Source organism: Azonexus sp. (genome assembly GCF_047638095.1).
In the GTDB taxonomy this organism is placed as follows: Bacteria; Pseudomonadota; Gammaproteobacteria; order Burkholderiales; family Rhodocyclaceae; genus Azonexus.
Genome location: NZ_JBLJBW010000052.1, coordinates 1 through 15,615 on the forward strand (window position 1 = coordinate 1; position 15,615 = coordinate 15,615).

Below are 15,615 nucleotides of genomic sequence, written 5' to 3' on the forward strand. Positions count from 1 at the left end.
TGGCATGGGAAACCTTGTTCCCAACCATCGGGCCTTTGCCCGTGACTTGGCAGACTCGCGCCATGATGGTGCTCCAGAATTGGCTAGAAGAAACCGAGAATTCTAACTGCCAAGGTGGGCAAAATCAAGTTGTTGCGCACATTTTATGCGGGAAATTTTCTTGTCTGTGGTGTTTGTGCCGTGCTTACGAGCTTTTACAACAGCCCGCGTTCGACAAAAGAAAGCGGTTTGGCCGTGCCGGCGACGATGAAATGGTCCAGTAGTTTGACATCCACCATGGCCAGCGCCTGCCGCAGGCTGGAAGTGAGCGTTTGGTCGGAGGATGACGGTTCAGCGATGCCGGAGGGGTGATTGTGCGCCAAAATGACGGCGGCGGCATTGCGCTGCAAGGCGGTTTTGACGACTTCACGCGGGTACACCGAGGCTTGGGTCAGGGTGCCGGTGAATAGGGTTTCGCTCAGGATCAGGCGGTGTTGGGCGTCCAGCCAGAGGGCGACGAAACATTCTTGCGGCAGGTAGGCCATGCTCAGGCGTAGCCAGTCGCGGACTTTTTCCGGTGACGCAAGGTTGTCGCGCTCGTTCATGGCTTCGGTGAGGGCGCGCCGGCTCAGTTCGAAACTGGCTTTGAGCTGCGCCGCCTTGGCCATGCCGATGCCTGGTGTACGCGCCAGTTCGGCAAGCGGGCTGCTCGCCAGCCGGCCCAGGCTGCCGTCGTGCCGGGAAAGAAGGTCGCGGGCAAGATCGACAGCGCTTTTGCCGCGAATGCCAACGCGTAAATAAATGGCGAGCAATTCGGCGTCTGAAAGAGCACTTTCGCCAAATGCAATAAGCCGTTCGCGGGGGCGTTCCCGGGCCGGCCAATCGTTGATTGCCATGCTGCGCTCTCCAGTAAAATGGGCGAATGAAAGTATCTTATAGGAAATGACAATGGAATTAAAGGGTCGGCGTATCGTTCTTGGGGTGACGGGCGGCATCGCAGCCTATAAGGCGGCAGAACTGGTGCGCCTGTTGGTTAAGGCGGGGGCAGAGGTGCAGGTGGCAATGAGCGAGGGGGCGACGCATTTCGTGACACCGACGACCTTCCAGGCGCTCTCCGGGCAGCCGGTGTATCTCGATCAATGGGATGCGCGCATGCCGAACGCCATGGCGCACATCGATTTGTCACGCCAGGCCGATGCCATCGTGGTGGCCCCGGCTTCGGCCGATTTTCTCGCGCGCATTACGGCGGGTATGGCCGATGATTTACTCGCCACCATGGTCTTGGCGCGTACCTGCCCTTTGCTGGTGGCCCCGGCGATGAACCGTCAGATGTGGGAAAACCCGGCGACGCAGCGCAATGTGGCGCAACTTGTTGCCGACGGCGTGCATCTGCTCGGCCCCGCCTCTGGCGCGCAGGCTTGCGGCGAGGTCGGTCCGGGGCGGATGTTGGAGGCGGAGGAATTGCTGGCGGCGCTGATCGATTTCTTTACGCCCAAAATACTGGCCGGCCGTCGCGTGCTGCTAACGGCCGGGCCAACGTTCGAAGCCATCGACGCCGTGCGCGGCATCACCAATTTATCTTCCGGGCGCATGGGTTACGCGCTTGCCGCGGCCGCCCGCCGCGCCGGCGCATGCGTCACCTTGGTGTCCGGGCCGGTGGCCTTGGCGGAACCGGCTGGTGTTACCCGGATCAATGTACGCAGCGCGCTGGAGATGCACGCAGCCGTCATGGCGCGTGCGCCAAAAGAGGATATTTTCATCGCGGTGGCGGCGGTGGCGGATTATCGTGTCGCGCAGCCGGTGGCGCATAAGCTAAAAAAAGACGAAGGCGGTGTGCCGGCGATTGCGCTGATCGAAAACCCGGACATTCTGGCCGAAGTGGCCGCTTTGCCGCAGGGGCCGTTTTGTGTCGGTTTTGCCGCGGAGAGCCAGAACCTCGAAGAATACGCGCAGAAAAAACGTCTGAAAAAGAAGATTCCGCTGATTGTCGGCAACTTGATGCAAGACGGTTTTGGCGGCAGTGACAACCGCCTCGTTCTCTTTGACGACCACGGCAGCCACCCTTTGCCGCCGGCAAGTAAAGCGCTTCTCGCCGTCCAACTCATTGAACATATTGCTAAATTATTGGGAGATAGCGCATGAGCGCCAAATCAAATACGACGATCGACGTCAAAATTCTTGACCCCCGCCTGCAAGACAATTTGCCGCAATACGCCACACCCGGCGCGGCTGGTCTGGATTTGCGGGCTTGCCTTGAAACGCCGCTGCGCCTTGCGCCGGGGCAAAGTGAATTGGTGCCGACTGGCTTGGCGATTCACCTGCAGGACGCCGGTCTGGCCGCCATGATTTTGCCGCGCTCCGGTTTAGGGCATAAACATGGCATCGTGCTCGGTAATCTGGTCGGTTTGATCGACAGCGACTATCAGGGACAGTTGATGGTGTCGGTGTGGAATCGCGGCAATGCCGCGTTTACGATAACGCCGCTGGAGCGCATTGCGCAGTTGGTGATCGTGCCGGTGGTGCAGGCTGCATTTAATGTGGTGGAAGAATTTTCTGCGAGTGAGCGCGGCGAAGGCGGCTTTGGCAGCACGGGGCAGGCGTGAAGGCAGCGAAGCGAAGCGAGGCAGAAAGCAGAAAAATACGATAAAGGAGGATGAAAATGCGGCAATTTTTAACGGCAGTGGCGTTACTTGCAGCGGCAGTTGTGCCGGCAAAAGCGGCAGATCAGTCCAGGGTTGAGGCCATTGTTAGCGAACGCTGTTCCCTGTGCCATGGCATGAAGGGGGATTCGGTCAGTGCCGTTTTCCCGCGTCTGGCGGGGCAACATTGGGAGTATGTGGCCAAGCAGCTGGCTGAATTCAAATCCGGCAAACGCAAGAGCGAGACCATGCAGCCTCAGGCGGAAAACCTGACGCCGGCAGAAATGCAGGCGCTCGGGAAGTATTTCGAGAGCAAACAGGTGCCCGGGCGGCAGATTCGGGATGCCGAATTACTGGGCGTTGGCAAATACATCTTTCAGCGCGGCAACCCATTTTCCGGCCTGCCCGCCTGCGCCAGCTGCCACGGCGACAATGGCCACGGCACGGCACAGTTACCGCGCCTGGCCGGGCAACATCCGCGCTATACCGAAGAGCAGATCAAGCAGTTCAATACGCGCGAACGCAATAACGACAATGCCGTCATGCATACGGTGGCGTCCAAGCTGACGGAACTGGAGACGCACGCGGTGGCGGCTTATATTGCGACTTTGGATTGATTTGGTGTGGTTTTTTGGGGGTTGCTTTTCGGGCCGGGTTCTTTGTTTTGCGCCTGGTTCCGCGCTGCGGCGCGTCTTACTTTTTCTTGCTTCGCCAAGAAAAAGTAAGCAAAAAGAAGGCGACCCCGGTTCGGTGGCCCCTGCGGGGCTTCCCTGCGCTACTCGGTCTTGGCGGGGGCGGCGCAAACTCGGGGCTGCGCCCCTCAAACATGCTTGCCCTTTATCCGCCAAGCCCTGCGTTGCTCGGCACCTCTCATGGGGGAAAAACCATCCGGGTTTGAAGGGCGGTCGGAAATTCCAGATTTTTTTGGTACGAGCAGTGAAGTTGAGGCTCAAAACTGAAACCGGCTAGTCCTGACACCAAGCACGGCAGATCAAGAGAAAAACAGCTTTATCTTTGCGCCGGAACAAAGCTGCGATTCTCGGTTGCTGCTCAAGTCCGGCGGGTTTTTTCCTTCCCCTTGGAAGACGCTGAGCAACGCAGACGGGCCGGGGGCTTTCGGCTGGCTATGTTTGAGCCGCGCAGCGGCGAGTTTAGCCAGCCGCCCGGCCTGCCGAGTAGCGCAAGGCACCCCGCGCAGCGGGGCGTCGACCACGGGGTGCCTTTTTCTTTGGCTACCTTCTTTTGGGCAAGCAAAAGAAAGTATGCCCGCGCCGCAGCGCGGAACCCGGCGGCAAAACAAGGAGCCCCGCTCGAAAAGCAAAATCCCCCCAAGCCCCCTCAATGCCCCCCGCGCCCTACACCAACATATCCGCCCAAATATTCTTCGCCCAGGCGAGCGCCGCCTTGCCTTCCATTTCGTTGCGGGCGGCGGACAGGCCGCCGGCACCCTTGACCGGCTGGACCAACTTGGTCGCGGCGTCGTACTGATGCACCGAGGCGACATGCACGGCTTGTTTGCCGTCGACGAAGCTGTAGCAGGTATTCATCACCACCGGGCTGGGGCTGGGGGCGTCACCGGCGAGTAGGTTGAGGATGGCGGCCACCGCCAGTTTGCCGTGCTGGTTCGCCATGTGGCCGGATTTGGGCATGGTCGGGGCGGGGAAAATCGCATCGCCAATGATATGCACGCCCGGGGTGCTGGTCGATTCCATGCTCAGCCAGTCGATGTCCGCCCAGCGGGTGTTGACGAGCTTGATGCCGGCCTGGCGGGCAATGTCGCCGGCGCGTTGCGGCGGAATGACGTTCAGCACATCGGCCTTGAATTTGTCGAATTCGAGGATGGCCGTGTTGCTGGCGACATCGACATCGCGCACTTCGCTGTTCGGGCGGTATTCCAGATGATTTTTGTACAACTCGTTCCAGGCTTTGACAAACAGCCCCTTTTTCGATTGCACGTCCTCATTGGCATCGAGAATGACGACTTTCGATTTCGGTTTGTGCGTTTTGAAATAATCGGCCACCAGGCAGGCGCGCTCGTAGGGGCCGGGCGGGCAGCGGTAGGGGGCTTTCGGGATGCTCAGGGCGAATACGCCGCCGTTGGGCATGGCTTCGAGCTGGCGGCGTAGCGCCACGGTTTGTGCGCCGGCTTTCCAGGCATGCAGGATTTTTTCCTGGGCGGCGGCGTTGTTCAGGCCGGGAATCTGCTCGTACATGAAGTCGATACCGGGCGAGAGAATCACTCGGTCGTAGCCGATTTTGCTGCCGTCAGCCAGTTGCAGGCTGCGGGCTGCGCTATCGAGGGCGACGACTTCGCCCTGAATGACGCGCACGCCCCATTTGCTGTGCAGATTGTCGTAGCCGACGGTGATGTCGGCCATTTGTTTGCTGCCGTGCAAAACCAGATTGGAAATCGGGCAGGAGATAAAGTGCGGCTGCCGCTCGATCAGCGTCACTTGCACCCGGCCTTGGCTCCACAGGCGCAGGTATTTGGCCGCCGTTGCGCCGCCGTAGCCGCCGCCGACCACGACCACATGGCCGCTTGCTTTATGCCCGGCGGTGCAGCCGTGCAGGGCAGCCAGGGTACCGGCCGCCGCGCCGGCCTTGAGAAAATTGCGTCGTTGCATCGTCAACATGAGGTTCTCCTTATTTTTGCGCGGCGAAATAATCGGCGATCAGCGCCAGCTGCGCTTCGCTATAGCCCTTGGTGATCTGTTCCATGATGCTGGAAGGGCGCGCGCCGTTACGAAAATCGCTGAGTTTTTGCAGGAGATTGGCTTTGTTCTCGCCAGCCAAGGAGCCCATGCCGGAACCGGCCACGGCCTTGCCGTTGGTGCCGTGGCAGTTGGCGCAGGTGGCGGCGAGATTGCGCCCCAGGTTGGGGTCGGCGGCGTGGGCGGCGCTGCTGGCCAGGCAGGCGAGCAAGGCAAGGGCGGTAAAGGTTTTCATGAAAATGCCTCGAACAAAATCGACAGAAACGTAAAACGACAGAAAGGGCGCGATTTTAGGGGATGTGCCTGCAGCTTGGTGCGCGCGTCACGAAAGGAAATTTGATCGAGGGATCAAGTAATCGATGATTAGAAAATTAGTTTGTGTTAATTTTCGTTTGCATCAATTTTCAAACAAAAACCATGAATGAGGAAGGAGTCAATATGTCCAAGGAGGTAGTGTCCAAGATCCTGAGCGACCCCGGTTCGCTTGATCGGCGCTCGTTTTTGAAACTGGGCGCGGCGGGGGCGGGCAGTATGCTGCTTTTGCCGGCCAACGCCAGTGCGGCGCCGAAAGTCAAATCTTCGGCGCGTATCGTCATTGCCGGTGCGGGTGCTGCCGGTTTGACCGCCGCCGCGCAGTTGATGCAACGCCTGGAGGGCGCGCAGATCACCCTGGTCGATGCGCGTAAAGAGCATTTTTATCAGCCGGGTTTCACGCTCGTCGCCGGTGGCATCAAACCGGCTTCCTATGTGGTGTCGGCGACCAAGGACTACGTGCCGGCAGGGGTGGAACTGATCGAGGAAGCGGTGGCCGAAATCGATCCGGAAGGCAAAAAACTGGTGACCGCGAGTGGCAAACCCTTGCCCTACGATTATTTGATCGTGGCGACCGGATTGAAGCTCGATTACGCCGCGATTGAAGGCATGGATGTGGAACAGATCGGCCATAACGGTCTGGGCAGCATTTATCACAGTCCGGAAAAGGCGGCGGCCACCTGGCAGGCCATGTCGCAGTTTGCCGATACCGGCGGCGTCGGCGTCTTTCTGCGTCCCGGCACAGAAATGAAGTGCGCCGGTGCGCCTTTGAAATACACCTTTATCACCGACGACTACCTGCGCCGCCGGGGTAACCGTGGCAAGGCGGAGCTGATCTACAACGCCAACAACAAGGTGCTGTTCAGCGTACCCATCGTCTCGGAAAAGGTCCGCATGTTGTTTGGCGAGCGCGATGTCAAGATGAATTACGAGCGCATTTTGACGGCGCTCGATCTGGGCAAGAAAATCGCCACCTTCAAAACGGCGGAAGGTCCGGTGGAACTGGGTTACGACTTCATCAACGTGATTCCGCCGATGCGTGCCGCCGATGCCGTGCGCAACAGCCCGCTGCCCTGGCAGGAAGGCAACTGGGCGGCCGACGGCTGGATCGAGGTGAACAAGCACAACCTGCGCCACGCCCGTTTCGACAACGTGTTCGCGGTGGGCGACGTGGCCGGCGTGCCCAAGGGCAAAACGGCGGCCAGCGTCAAATGGCAGGTGCCGGTGGCGATCGATCATCTGGTGGCGCAGATCGAAGGCAAGGAATCGCAAGCCCACTACGGCGGCTACACCTCCTGCCCGCTGATTACCCGCCTGGGCCAGGCAATGCTGATCGAGTTCGACTACAAGGACAACCTCACGCCGTCCTTCCCCGGCATCATCGCGCCGCTGGAGGAGTTGTGGATCAGCTGGGTGATGAAAACCATGGCCCTGAAACCCACGTACATCAGCATGTTGCGCGGTCGCGCCTGATTCTTGGAGGAAATGACATGAAAGAACTCGATCCCCTGGTCTTCTGGACCGTTTTTCAGGAAATGCTCGGCGGCCCGCTGCTGTGGCTGATGGTTTTCGTCATTTTGCTGGGAACGGTGGCGTTTTTTGCCTTGCTTTTGAAAGAACGCAAAATCAACTCGCGCCGTTTGGTGCGCTCAGAATTTGCGGGTGTCGCCGGTGGCTGTCTGGCGCTCGTTCTGATGGCAAAAGTCTCCTCTTCCGGCTTCACCGATGCCGGCGGCCCGGCGGACTGGTTCCTGATCGCCCTGGTCTTTGGTCTGGGCCTGGTCGGAACGACCATTCTGGTCTATACCCTGATGGGCTGGCGTAGTCCGCAGCGCGCCTGAATTTCTCAAGGCCAATGAAAAAACCCCGGCAAGTCGAACTTGCCGGGGTTTTTGTTTGGCTTTTGTTGCCGGGATGCGATCAGCCCATGGTTTTCAGATGCTGAATGATCTCGCCCGCCATTGGCTGCGCATCGCCGTATAGCATGCGGCAGTTGTCGGTGTAGAACAGGGCGTTCTCGATGCCGGAGTAGCCGGTGCCTTTGCCGCGTTTGATGACGATCACGTTTTGCGCGTGGTCGGCGTTGAGGATGGGCATGCCATAGATCGGGCTGGATTTGTCGGTGCGCGCCGTCGGGTTGACCACGTCGTTGGCACCGATGATGAGCGCCACGTCGGCCTGGCCGAACTCGCCGTTGATTTCCTCCAGATCGAAGATCTTGTCGTAAGGCACGCCGGCCTCGGCCAACAGCACGTTCATGTGACCCGGCATGCGTCCTGCCACCGGGTGGATGGCGAACTTCACTTCCACCCCGGCTTCTTCGAGCAGCGCCGTCATTTCCCACACCTTGTGCTGCGCGTGCGCCACTGCCATGCCATAGCCCGGCACGATGATGACCTTGCTGGCGTAGCGCATCATGGCAGCGGCGTCGATGGCGCCGACTTCCTTCATCGTGCCGGTAATGGCTTCGCCGCTGCTGGCGGCCACCATCGGCGTAAACAGGATGTTGGAGAGCGGGCGGTTCATCGCCTTGGCCATCAACTGCGTGAGCAGGGTGCCGGCCGCGCCGACCACGATACCGGCGATGATGAGCGCCGGGTTGCCCAGCACATAGCCCTCGAAACCCACAGCCAGCCCGGTGAAGGCGTTGAACAGCGAGATCACCACCGGCATGTCGGCCCCGCCGATGGGCAGGGTGACGATCAGGCCGAGGACGAGCGAGACGACGAAGAAGGCGACCACCAGTTCCGGCTTTTGCGGCGCGAGCAGGATCACCGCCACGCCGAGCGCGATGGCGGCCAGCGCCAGCACGACGTTGACCGCATTTTGCGCCGGCAGCCGCCAGGCTTTCTTGAGCACGCCCTGCAGCTTGGCCCAGGCGACGCAGGAGCCGGTGAAGGACACCGCGCCGATCAGCGCGCCGAGCACGGCGAGAATGGTGGCGACCAGGCCGTGCATTTCGCCCTTGGCAAATTCCACTGCCGCAATCGCCGCCGCCGCGCCGCCGCCCATGCCGTTGTAGATGGCGACCATCTGCGGCATGTCGGTCATCTGCACCTTTTTGCCGGAAATCCAGGCCAGCGCGCCGCCGACGACCAGTGCCAGGAGCATCAAGCCGAGGTTTTGCAGGCCGGGGATGAGGAACACCGCAGCAATGGCGACCAGCATGCCGTAACCGGCAATGACGATGCCGCGCCGGGCGCTGGCCGGGGAGCTCATGCCCTTGAGGCCGAAGATGAAGAGCAGCGCGCCGACGAACCAGGCGGCTTGCACATAAACGGGGATGGTCATGTTCAGTCTTCCTTCTTTTTAAACATGGCGAGCATGCGTTCGGTCACCACATAACCGCCGGCCGCGTTGGCCGCGCCAAGCGCCACGGCGAAGAAGCCGATGGCCTGTTGCAGCGGGCCTTCGGCCATGCCGAGCACGAGCATCGCGCCGACCACGACCACGCCGTGGATGAAGTTGGAGCCGGACATCAGCGGCGTGTGCAGAATCACCGGCACCTTGGCGATGATCTCGTAGCCGGTGAAGGCGGCGAGCATGAAGATGTAGAGTGCGAGCAGACCGTCCATCAGGCGTCTCCCAGAAGTTCTTTGACACGCGGATGCACGGTGGCCCCGTCCTTGCACAGCAGGGTGCCGGCGACCACTTCGTCTTCCCAGTCAATGTTGAGTTCGCCGTCCTTGATGAAGGGCGACAGGAAGTTGTAGAGATTTTTGGCGTACAGCTCGGAGGCGTGCGTCGGCATGCGCGAGGGCAGGTTGAGCGGGCCGTGGATGTGCACGTCGTCGTACACCACGTGCTCGCCGGGCTGGGTCAGTTCGCAGTTGCCGCCGGTTTCGGCGGCCAGATCGACGATGATCGCGCCGTACTTCATGCGCTCGACCATGGTTTTGGTGACGATGATGGGCGCGCGCTTGCCGGGAATGGAGGCGGTGGTGATCACCACATCGGCGGCGGCGATGGCCTTGGTCAGCTTTTCCGCTTGCTGCGCCTTTTCCTCAGCAGACAGTTCGCGCGCATAGCCGCCGCTGCCGTCAGCGGAAACGCCGGTATCGACGAATTTCGCGCCGAGCGATTCGATCTGTTCCTTGGCTGCGGCGCGCACGTCATAGGCTTCGACCATCGCGCCCAGGCGCTTGCAGGTGGCAATGGCTTGCAGACCGGCGACGCCAGCGCCGATGACCAGAGCACGGGCCGGACGCACGGTGCCGGCGGCGGTGGTCAGCATGGGGAAGAACTTGGTGCAGCGGGCGGCGGCGATCAGACCGCATTGGTAGCCGGAGCAAGCGCCCTGCGAGGAGAGCGCGTCCATACTCTGGGCGCGCGAGATGCGCGGCAAGAGTTCGAGGGCGAAGGCAGTGATCTTTTTGGCATTGAGCGCGGCCAGCCGCTCTTTCGAAGAGTAGGGCTTCAACAGGCCGATCAGCACCGAGCCCTCCGGCAGGGCGGCAATTTCTTCGTCGCTGGGCGGCGTGACGCGCAACACCACGTCTGCGCCGGCGTAGGTGTCTTGCAGGCTGGCCTTGATTTCGGTGTCGACATAGTCGCTGTCGAGAAAATGGCTTTCCAGGCTGGTGTTGCTTTCCAGCCGGAGTTTTGCGCCGAGCGCGGTAAATTTTTTGGCTGTTTCGGGCACCAGCGGCGTGCGGCGTTCGCCGTCTGCCGTTTCCCGAGCAGCCACCAGGGTGAGCGGCATCTTAGGTTTCTCCTTGAGTAGCGTATTGCCCAAAAAGCAAAAAGGCCGCTAACGATAAAGGAGAGAGCCGGTTTTTTTGTTCAGGATTTTTAGGTAAAAAGATAAGCTTTCGTTTATCTATGTGCGCTGCAACATTTGGTTATTGTTGCGGCGCAGCATGAAAGCGCCTGTTTATGCAGGTTTTTTGCTTTCTTCCCCGTGTTGATTGAAACGTAAGCTTTCCGGGTAGGGGAAAAAATCTTCCAGAAGACCGGCGCGAATTTTTTCCTGGGTGTTTTGCCAGAAGGCAGGGGTCAGTAAATCTTTATGGTGTTGCATGAAGATTTTGCGGATCTGCGGCGAGCCGAGCAGGAAGGTGGCGAACTCTTCCGGGAAGACGTCGCGCGGCGCAACCGGGTACCACACCTCGCCGGACATCTCGGTTTCAAAATCGGGGGCGGGCGGGATTTTGCGGAAATTCATGTCGGTCATGTATTCGATTTCGTCGTAATCGTAGAACACCACGCGCCCGTAGCGGGTGACGCCAAAGTTCTTCCATAGCATGTCGCCGGGGAAGATGTTGGCCAGCGCCAGTTCGCGGATGGCGTTGCCGTATTCGCGGATGGCGTGCTCCATTGCGGCCATGTCCCTGCTTCTTTCCATGCGTTCCAGATGCAGGTTGAGCGGCTCCATGCGCCGCTCGATGTAGAGGTGGCGGATGATGAGCTGCTCGTCTTCGATCTCGATCTGTGAAGGCGCCAGCCGCTGCAATTCGTCCAGCACCTCGGGGTCGAAGCGCTCCAGCGGAAACAGCGCGTTGGAAAATTCCAGGGTGTCGGCCATGCGCCCGACGCGATCCACCTGTTTGACCATGAGGAATTTCTTCTTCACCGTCGCCCGATCCATCTCCTTGCTGTGTCCGAACACGTCCTTGATGATCTTGAACACATAAGGATAGGAGGGCAGGGTGAATACCAGCATGACTAGGCCGCGGATGCCGGGGGCCATGATGAATTTGTCCCGCGAATGGTGCAGGTGATAGATCAGGTCGCGGAAAAACATGGTTTTTCCCTGCTTGCCCAGCCCCAGCATGATGTAGAGCTCGGAGCGCGGCTTGTTGGGCAAAATGGTGCGCAGGAATTGCACGTAGCTCGACGGCACTTCCATATCGACCATGAAATAGGCGCGCGACAGCGAGAACAGCAGGCCGATGCGCCAGGCATCGAGCAGCACCGTATCAAGAAAGAGCGCGCCGTCGGCGTCGTGCAGCACAGGAATGGCGAAGGGATATTCGAGCGGTCCGTTGATCGCCTTGCCGATGATGTAAGCCGCCTTGTTGCGATAAAAGGCGGACGCCAGTACCTGAATCTGGAAATTCACTTCGCGCGGCGGCATGCCGTGCAGATGCTCGCTGATGGCGCGGTGCGCGTGCTTGATGTCGCGCTCCAGATGGGCGAAGGGGCGCTGCCAGGCGAAATCGAGCAGAATCCGGCGCAGCGTGCCGCGCAGCCCGCGTGCATCGACGTAATAACTGCGGTAGATCGCGCCCTCGTCGCCTTCCAGGTTTTCGGTGGAAATGGCCGGGCGCACGAACATGAAATCATTGTGGAAATACTCGCGCTGGAGGATTTTCGTGGTCACCGAGTTGAAGAAGGTTTCCGCCAGCTCCGGCTGCTTGTGGTTGAGCAAGAGGCCGATGAACAGGAGCTTGACCTGCTGCCAGGTGGCATCATCGAGGTTTTCGATATCAAATTCGCTGCGCAGGCGTTCGATACATTCATAGACCCGGTCATCGTAGAAGCGGATGCGCTCTTTTACCGCGCGATGCACCCCCGGCCAGTCACCCTGCTCGAAACGTCGTTTGGCACCGTGACAGGTGTCACGAAACAGCCGGTAGTGGCGGTTGAAACCCTGAATGAGCACCAGCGCGATCTGGTGTGCGGTAGCGCCGTACAGGCCGACAGAGATTTTCATGGCTGTCCTTCCCCCGTGTGAGAGGGGGATTCTAGCAGCGCCGCCAGGCCGGATTTGCGCCAGGGCCGGCGCTTTCCTGCCATTTTCTTGCTATTCTTGCCCACTTACGGACAAGGAGAACGTGCGATGAATCTTCCTGCGGTCAATGACAAAACCATGACTCTGGACGAGTTTCTCGTCTGGGAGGAGCAGCAGCCGGAAAAATACGAGCTGCATTTCGGCGAAGTTTACCCACACGAGATTTACAACATGGTGGGCGCGCGGCGCAAGCATGCCCTGGTAGCTGGCAACTGTTTTGCCGAACTGAAAGCCCATCTGCGTGGTACAGCTTGCCGGGCGTTCATGAACGACATCAAATTGTCGGTGGCGGAGAATTGCAGCTTTTACCCCGATCTGTTCGTCACCTGCCATGCCGACGATCTGAGCGCCGAGCTGGTGATGCGGCACCCGACGGTGATCATCGAAATTCTGTCGCCTTCCACCGCCGATTACGACCGGGGCGAGAAATTTGCCGCTTACCGGCGTCTGGACAGCCTCAAGGAATACGCGCTGATTCACCCGGAAAGCCGGGACATCGAAGTGTTTCGCCGCCAGGAAAGAGACGATTGGCTGCTGGTGGTGAGTGACAGCCCGCGCGGTCTGGTGCTCAATAGCCTTGATTTCGTGCTGCCGCCGGACGCCTTGTTCGAGGATTTGTGAAGCATGGGTCGGGTTTTTGGTGCCGTCATCATCGGCGATGAAATTCTTTCCGGCAAACGCCAGGACAAGCATTTCGCCAAAATCGCCGAACTGCTCGCAGCGCGCGGCTTGCGCCTGTCCTGGGTAGAGTATTTGGGTGACGACCGGGCGCGCCTGGCGCAGCGCTTCAAGCGCAGCATGGCGGCGGGCGAGGTGGTGTTTTCCTGTGGCGGCATCGGTAACACGCCGGACGATCAGACGCGCCAGGCCGCAGCGGAGGCGCTGGGTGTCGGTCTGAGCTTGCATCCGGTGGGGCTGGAAGAACTGAAAGTGCGCTTTGCTGGCGAGGAAATCAGCGCCGAGCGCAAACTGCTGGTGACTTTCCCAGAAGGCGCGGAGATTTTGCCCAATCCCTTCAACCGCGTGCCCGGTTTCATGGCGCGCGAGCATTACTTCACCCCGGGTTTTCCGCAAATGGCGCACCCGATGATCGAATGGGTGCTCGATACTTTTTATCGTGATCTGTTTCGCCCTCTCGATGCGCGCATCGAACGGGCATTTTTGCTCACAGGAGCCAATGCCTATGAGAGCGCTCTGCTCGATCTGATGGAGCGCATCGTGGCGCAGTACCCCGAGTTACGCCTGTTTTCCCTGCCCTCTTTGCAAGGCCAGGAGCGGCGGCATCTGGAGCTGGGGGTGGAAGGCGCGCCGGAACAAGTGGAGCAAGCCATGGTCGACATCCGTCGTGAAGTCGAACGGCGCGATATTTCTTGGCGTTGGCGTGATCAACTCGCCAGCGACCCGCACTGATTTTTCATTTTTTCAAGGAGTAGTACGCATGACACGCAAGGTTAATTGCATCAAATTGGGGCGCGAGGCAGACGGTATGGAGCGCCCGCCGTATCCGGGCGCGCTCGGCCAGCGCATTTTCGAGAATGTATCGAAGGAAGCCTGGGATCAGTGGATTCGCCTGCAAACCATGATCATCAACGAAAACCGCCTCAACCTCGTGGATGCCCGCCACCGTAAGTATTTGGCCGAACAGTTGGAAAAACACTTTTTCGGTGAGGGTGCCGATCAGGTGCAGGGCTACGTTCCCCCCTCGGCCTGAGCGCCGCTCCCTGGGGCGTGCCGGTCACGGCCCCAGGAACCTTCCTGGGGCTTTACCCCGGAAAGCGCTGCACACCCTGAGCCGTTCCCAGCAGCAGCACGTCGGCCGGGCGCAGCGCAAACAGGCCATTGGTGACGACACCGACGATCTGGTTGATGCGCTCTTCCAGCACTTTTGGTGCCGTGATCTGCAGGCCGTGTACATCGAGGATCTGGTTGCCGTTGTCGGTGATGAAACCGGCGCGCAGCACCGGTTTGCCGCCAAGCTGGCGTAATTCCCGCGCCACGTATTCGCGTGCCATGGGAATGACTTCCACCGGCAGGGGGAAACGGCCCATGACCTCGACCTGCTTCGAGGCATCGGCAATGCAGACGAAGGTCCGGGCAACAGCCGCGACGATTTTTTCCCGTGTCAGCGCGCCGCCGCCGCCCTTGATCATGTGCAGACCGGCGTCGATCTCGTCGGCACCGTCTACGTAAACCGGCAGCTCGCTGACCTCGTTTAGGTCAAAAACCGCAATGCCGTGTTGTTCCAGACGCTGGCGGGTGGCTTCAGAACTGGCGACAGCGCCACGATAGCGGTCTTTATGCGCGGCCAGGGCGTCAATGAAATAATTGGCGGTAGAGCCGGTGCCGACACCGATCAGCGCCCCCTGCGCCACCTCGGCCAGTACGTATTCAATGGCGGCCTGGGCAACGGCGGCTTTCAGTTCATCCTGTGTCATGGTCTTACCTAGGGTGGAGGGAGCGCTATTTTACGCTTTTGCCGCAGCAGCGCAGCCAGGCGAAAAATTGCTACACTGCCCGCCTGCCCACGGATGATCGCCGCCATGCCCCACAGCAAATCTGCAAAACCCAGAAAAAACAAGCTGATCCGTGACAGCTACGCGATGCCGGAGGCGGAGTACGCGCAGATCGCGCAGCTCAAACAGCGTTTACTGGCGCTGGGGGAAAGCGTCAAAAAAAGCGAACTGCTACGCGCCGGCCTGGCGCAACTGGCCAGCCTCGACGATGCGGCATTGCAGGAAGCGATGGCCGGTGTCGAACGCATCAAGACCGGGCGGCCAGCGAAGAAGGCGTGAGTCTGGTAGCGGGTAACTGATTTGCATGCCCTGCATCGCTGCGGCTCCAGTAAAGGGTTTCGCTTATTCCGCTCTCACCTTGCAGCGGAATGGGCAGAGTGACCAGAGTCCAGGCTAGCGGCAATCTGCCGGCTGAGTTCGCGTAGGGCGGCATTCATCGCGTGGATGGTGGTGCCGGTGTCGGTGTTGTTGGTGTCGATGCGGATGCGCTGTTCGTGCAGGCGGCTGGCAGTTGCGCCAGTCTGGATGTTCCAGCGGGCATGTAGCCAGACTTCGTTGGTGGTGCTGGCATCGAAGCGGATGATTTCCAGATGCAGGCGATACTCGGCGCTGATGCCCGGGGGGGCGGGGAGCTGGATCACCTGTCCGGCACCGAGCAGCTGCCCGAGGTTTTCCCCAAGCGTGCGGCGCACGCCGTCTTCGAGCGGTTCCGCCCAGCGCTCGCGCTC

19 protein-coding genes are annotated in these 15,615 nt (G+C 60.1%); 9 read left to right on the forward strand and 10 right to left on the reverse strand.

What is annotated here, in order from left to right:
- Both ACM62Q_RS11395 and radC read right to left on the reverse strand, forming a co-directional pair.
- Positions 1 to 64, reverse strand: a 64-nt coding sequence (locus ACM62Q_RS11395; RefSeq protein WP_415036683.1) for a large ribosomal subunit protein bL28, incomplete at its 3' end; no start/stop codon positions are given.
- A gap of 130 nt (positions 65 to 194) precedes the next feature.
- Entirely contained in the window at positions 195 to 875 is a 681-nt protein-coding gene (radC, locus tag ACM62Q_RS11400; protein ID WP_415036647.1) for a RadC family protein, read from the reverse strand.
- 52 nt (positions 876 to 927) lie between these two features.
- Here radC and coaBC point away from each other — a divergent pair, with 52 nt between their 5' ends.
- Genes coaBC through ACM62Q_RS11415 form a run of 3 tightly spaced genes read left to right on the forward strand, consistent with a single transcriptional unit; the run spans position 928 to position 3,235 of the window.
- Positions 928 to 2,121, forward strand: a complete 1,194-nt coding sequence (coaBC, locus tag ACM62Q_RS11405) for a bifunctional phosphopantothenoylcysteine decarboxylase/phosphopantothenate--cysteine ligase CoaBC (protein ID WP_415036649.1) — start codon at positions 928 to 930, stop codon at positions 2,119 to 2,121.
- The gene (gene dut, locus ACM62Q_RS11410) at positions 2,118 to 2,582 is read left to right on the forward strand and encodes a dUTP diphosphatase (protein ID WP_415036651.1); all 465 of its coding nucleotides are present in this window, start codon (positions 2,118 to 2,120) and stop codon (positions 2,580 to 2,582) included. Before coaBC ends, dut begins: the two co-directional genes overlap by 4 nt.
- A 56-nt stretch (positions 2,583 to 2,638) precedes the next feature.
- Entirely contained in the window at positions 2,639 to 3,235 is a 597-nt protein-coding gene (locus ACM62Q_RS11415; protein ID WP_415036653.1) for a c-type cytochrome, read from the forward strand.
- A gap of 738 nt (positions 3,236 to 3,973) precedes the next feature.
- Here ACM62Q_RS11415 and ACM62Q_RS11420 read toward each other — a convergent pair.
- Positions 3,974 to 5,251 (reverse strand): FCSD flavin-binding domain-containing protein, encoded by a 1,278-nt coding sequence (locus ACM62Q_RS11420; protein ID WP_415036655.1) that lies wholly within the window; start codon positions 5,249 to 5,251, stop codon positions 3,974 to 3,976.
- A 10-nt stretch (positions 5,252 to 5,261) separates the two neighbouring features.
- Positions 5,262 to 5,564, reverse strand: coding sequence for a c-type cytochrome (locus ACM62Q_RS11425; RefSeq protein ID WP_415036657.1), 303 nt, complete (start codon positions 5,562 to 5,564; stop codon positions 5,262 to 5,264).
- A gap of 182 nt (positions 5,565 to 5,746) precedes the next feature.
- Here ACM62Q_RS11425 and ACM62Q_RS11430 point away from each other — a divergent pair, with 182 nt between their 5' ends.
- Together ACM62Q_RS11430 and ACM62Q_RS11435 are read left to right on the forward strand one after the other, a co-directional pair.
- A complete protein-coding gene (locus ACM62Q_RS11430; RefSeq protein ID WP_415036659.1) occupies positions 5,747 to 7,114 on the forward strand; it encodes an NAD(P)/FAD-dependent oxidoreductase in 1,368 nt (455 codons plus the stop codon).
- A gap of 17 nt (positions 7,115 to 7,131) precedes the next feature.
- The gene (locus tag ACM62Q_RS11435; RefSeq protein ID WP_415036661.1) at positions 7,132 to 7,482 is read left to right on the forward strand and encodes a DUF5368 domain-containing protein; all 351 of its coding nucleotides are present in this window, start codon (positions 7,132 to 7,134) and stop codon (positions 7,480 to 7,482) included.
- 79 nt (positions 7,483 to 7,561) lie between these two features.
- Here the strand turns inward: ACM62Q_RS11435 and ACM62Q_RS11440 are convergent, their stop codons facing one another.
- The 4 genes from ACM62Q_RS11440 to aceK form a co-directional block, all read right to left on the reverse strand.
- A complete protein-coding gene (locus ACM62Q_RS11440) occupies positions 7,562 to 8,932 on the reverse strand; it encodes an NAD(P)(+) transhydrogenase (Re/Si-specific) subunit beta (protein WP_415036663.1) in 1,371 nt (456 codons plus the stop codon).
- A 2-nt stretch (positions 8,933 to 8,934) separates the two neighbouring features.
- Positions 8,935 to 9,216, reverse strand: coding sequence for an NAD(P) transhydrogenase subunit alpha (locus ACM62Q_RS11445; protein ID WP_415036665.1), 282 nt, complete (start codon positions 9,214 to 9,216; stop codon positions 8,935 to 8,937).
- Complete coding sequence (locus tag ACM62Q_RS11450) at positions 9,216 to 10,343, reverse strand: NAD(P) transhydrogenase subunit alpha (protein WP_415036667.1); 1,128 nt, start codon at positions 10,341 to 10,343, stop codon at positions 9,216 to 9,218. The genes ACM62Q_RS11445 and ACM62Q_RS11450 overlap by 1 nt, the downstream gene beginning before the upstream one ends.
- A 171-nt stretch (positions 10,344 to 10,514) precedes the next feature.
- The gene (gene aceK, locus ACM62Q_RS11455; protein ID WP_415036669.1) at positions 10,515 to 12,296 is read right to left on the reverse strand and encodes a bifunctional isocitrate dehydrogenase kinase/phosphatase; all 1,782 of its coding nucleotides are present in this window, start codon (positions 12,294 to 12,296) and stop codon (positions 10,515 to 10,517) included.
- 126 nt (positions 12,297 to 12,422) lie between these two features.
- On the opposite strand from aceK, the gene ACM62Q_RS11460 reads away from it, so the two are divergent.
- From ACM62Q_RS11460 to ACM62Q_RS11470, 3 genes are read left to right on the forward strand one after another with little or no spacing between them, the layout of a single operon-like run.
- Positions 12,423 to 12,995 carry a Uma2 family endonuclease gene (locus ACM62Q_RS11460; protein WP_415036671.1) on the forward strand — a complete coding sequence of 191 codons (573 nt, stop codon included), beginning with the start codon at positions 12,423 to 12,425 and terminating at the stop codon, positions 12,993 to 12,995.
- A 3-nt stretch (positions 12,996 to 12,998) separates the two neighbouring features.
- Positions 12,999 to 13,784 (forward strand): competence/damage-inducible protein A, encoded by a 786-nt coding sequence (locus ACM62Q_RS11465; RefSeq protein WP_415036673.1) that lies wholly within the window; start codon positions 12,999 to 13,001, stop codon positions 13,782 to 13,784.
- A 28-nt stretch (positions 13,785 to 13,812) separates the two neighbouring features.
- Complete coding sequence (locus ACM62Q_RS11470; protein WP_415036675.1) at positions 13,813 to 14,085, forward strand: oxidative damage protection protein; 273 nt, start codon at positions 13,813 to 13,815, stop codon at positions 14,083 to 14,085.
- A 52-nt stretch (positions 14,086 to 14,137) separates the two neighbouring features.
- Here the strand turns inward: ACM62Q_RS11470 and rpiA are convergent, their stop codons facing one another.
- Positions 14,138 to 14,809 (reverse strand): ribose-5-phosphate isomerase RpiA, encoded by a 672-nt coding sequence (gene rpiA, locus ACM62Q_RS11475; RefSeq protein ID WP_415036677.1) that lies wholly within the window; start codon positions 14,807 to 14,809, stop codon positions 14,138 to 14,140.
- 105 nt (positions 14,810 to 14,914) lie between these two features.
- Between rpiA and ACM62Q_RS11480 the strand changes: the two genes are divergently transcribed.
- The gene (locus tag ACM62Q_RS11480; protein WP_415036679.1) at positions 14,915 to 15,166 is read left to right on the forward strand and encodes a hypothetical protein; all 252 of its coding nucleotides are present in this window, start codon (positions 14,915 to 14,917) and stop codon (positions 15,164 to 15,166) included.
- Between the two features lie 74 nt (positions 15,167 to 15,240).
- On the opposite strand, the gene ACM62Q_RS11485 is transcribed toward ACM62Q_RS11480, so the two are convergent.
- Positions 15,241 to 15,615: membrane integrity-associated transporter subunit PqiC (locus ACM62Q_RS11485; protein ID WP_415036681.1), on the reverse strand; the 375-nt coding region annotated here is incomplete at its 5' end.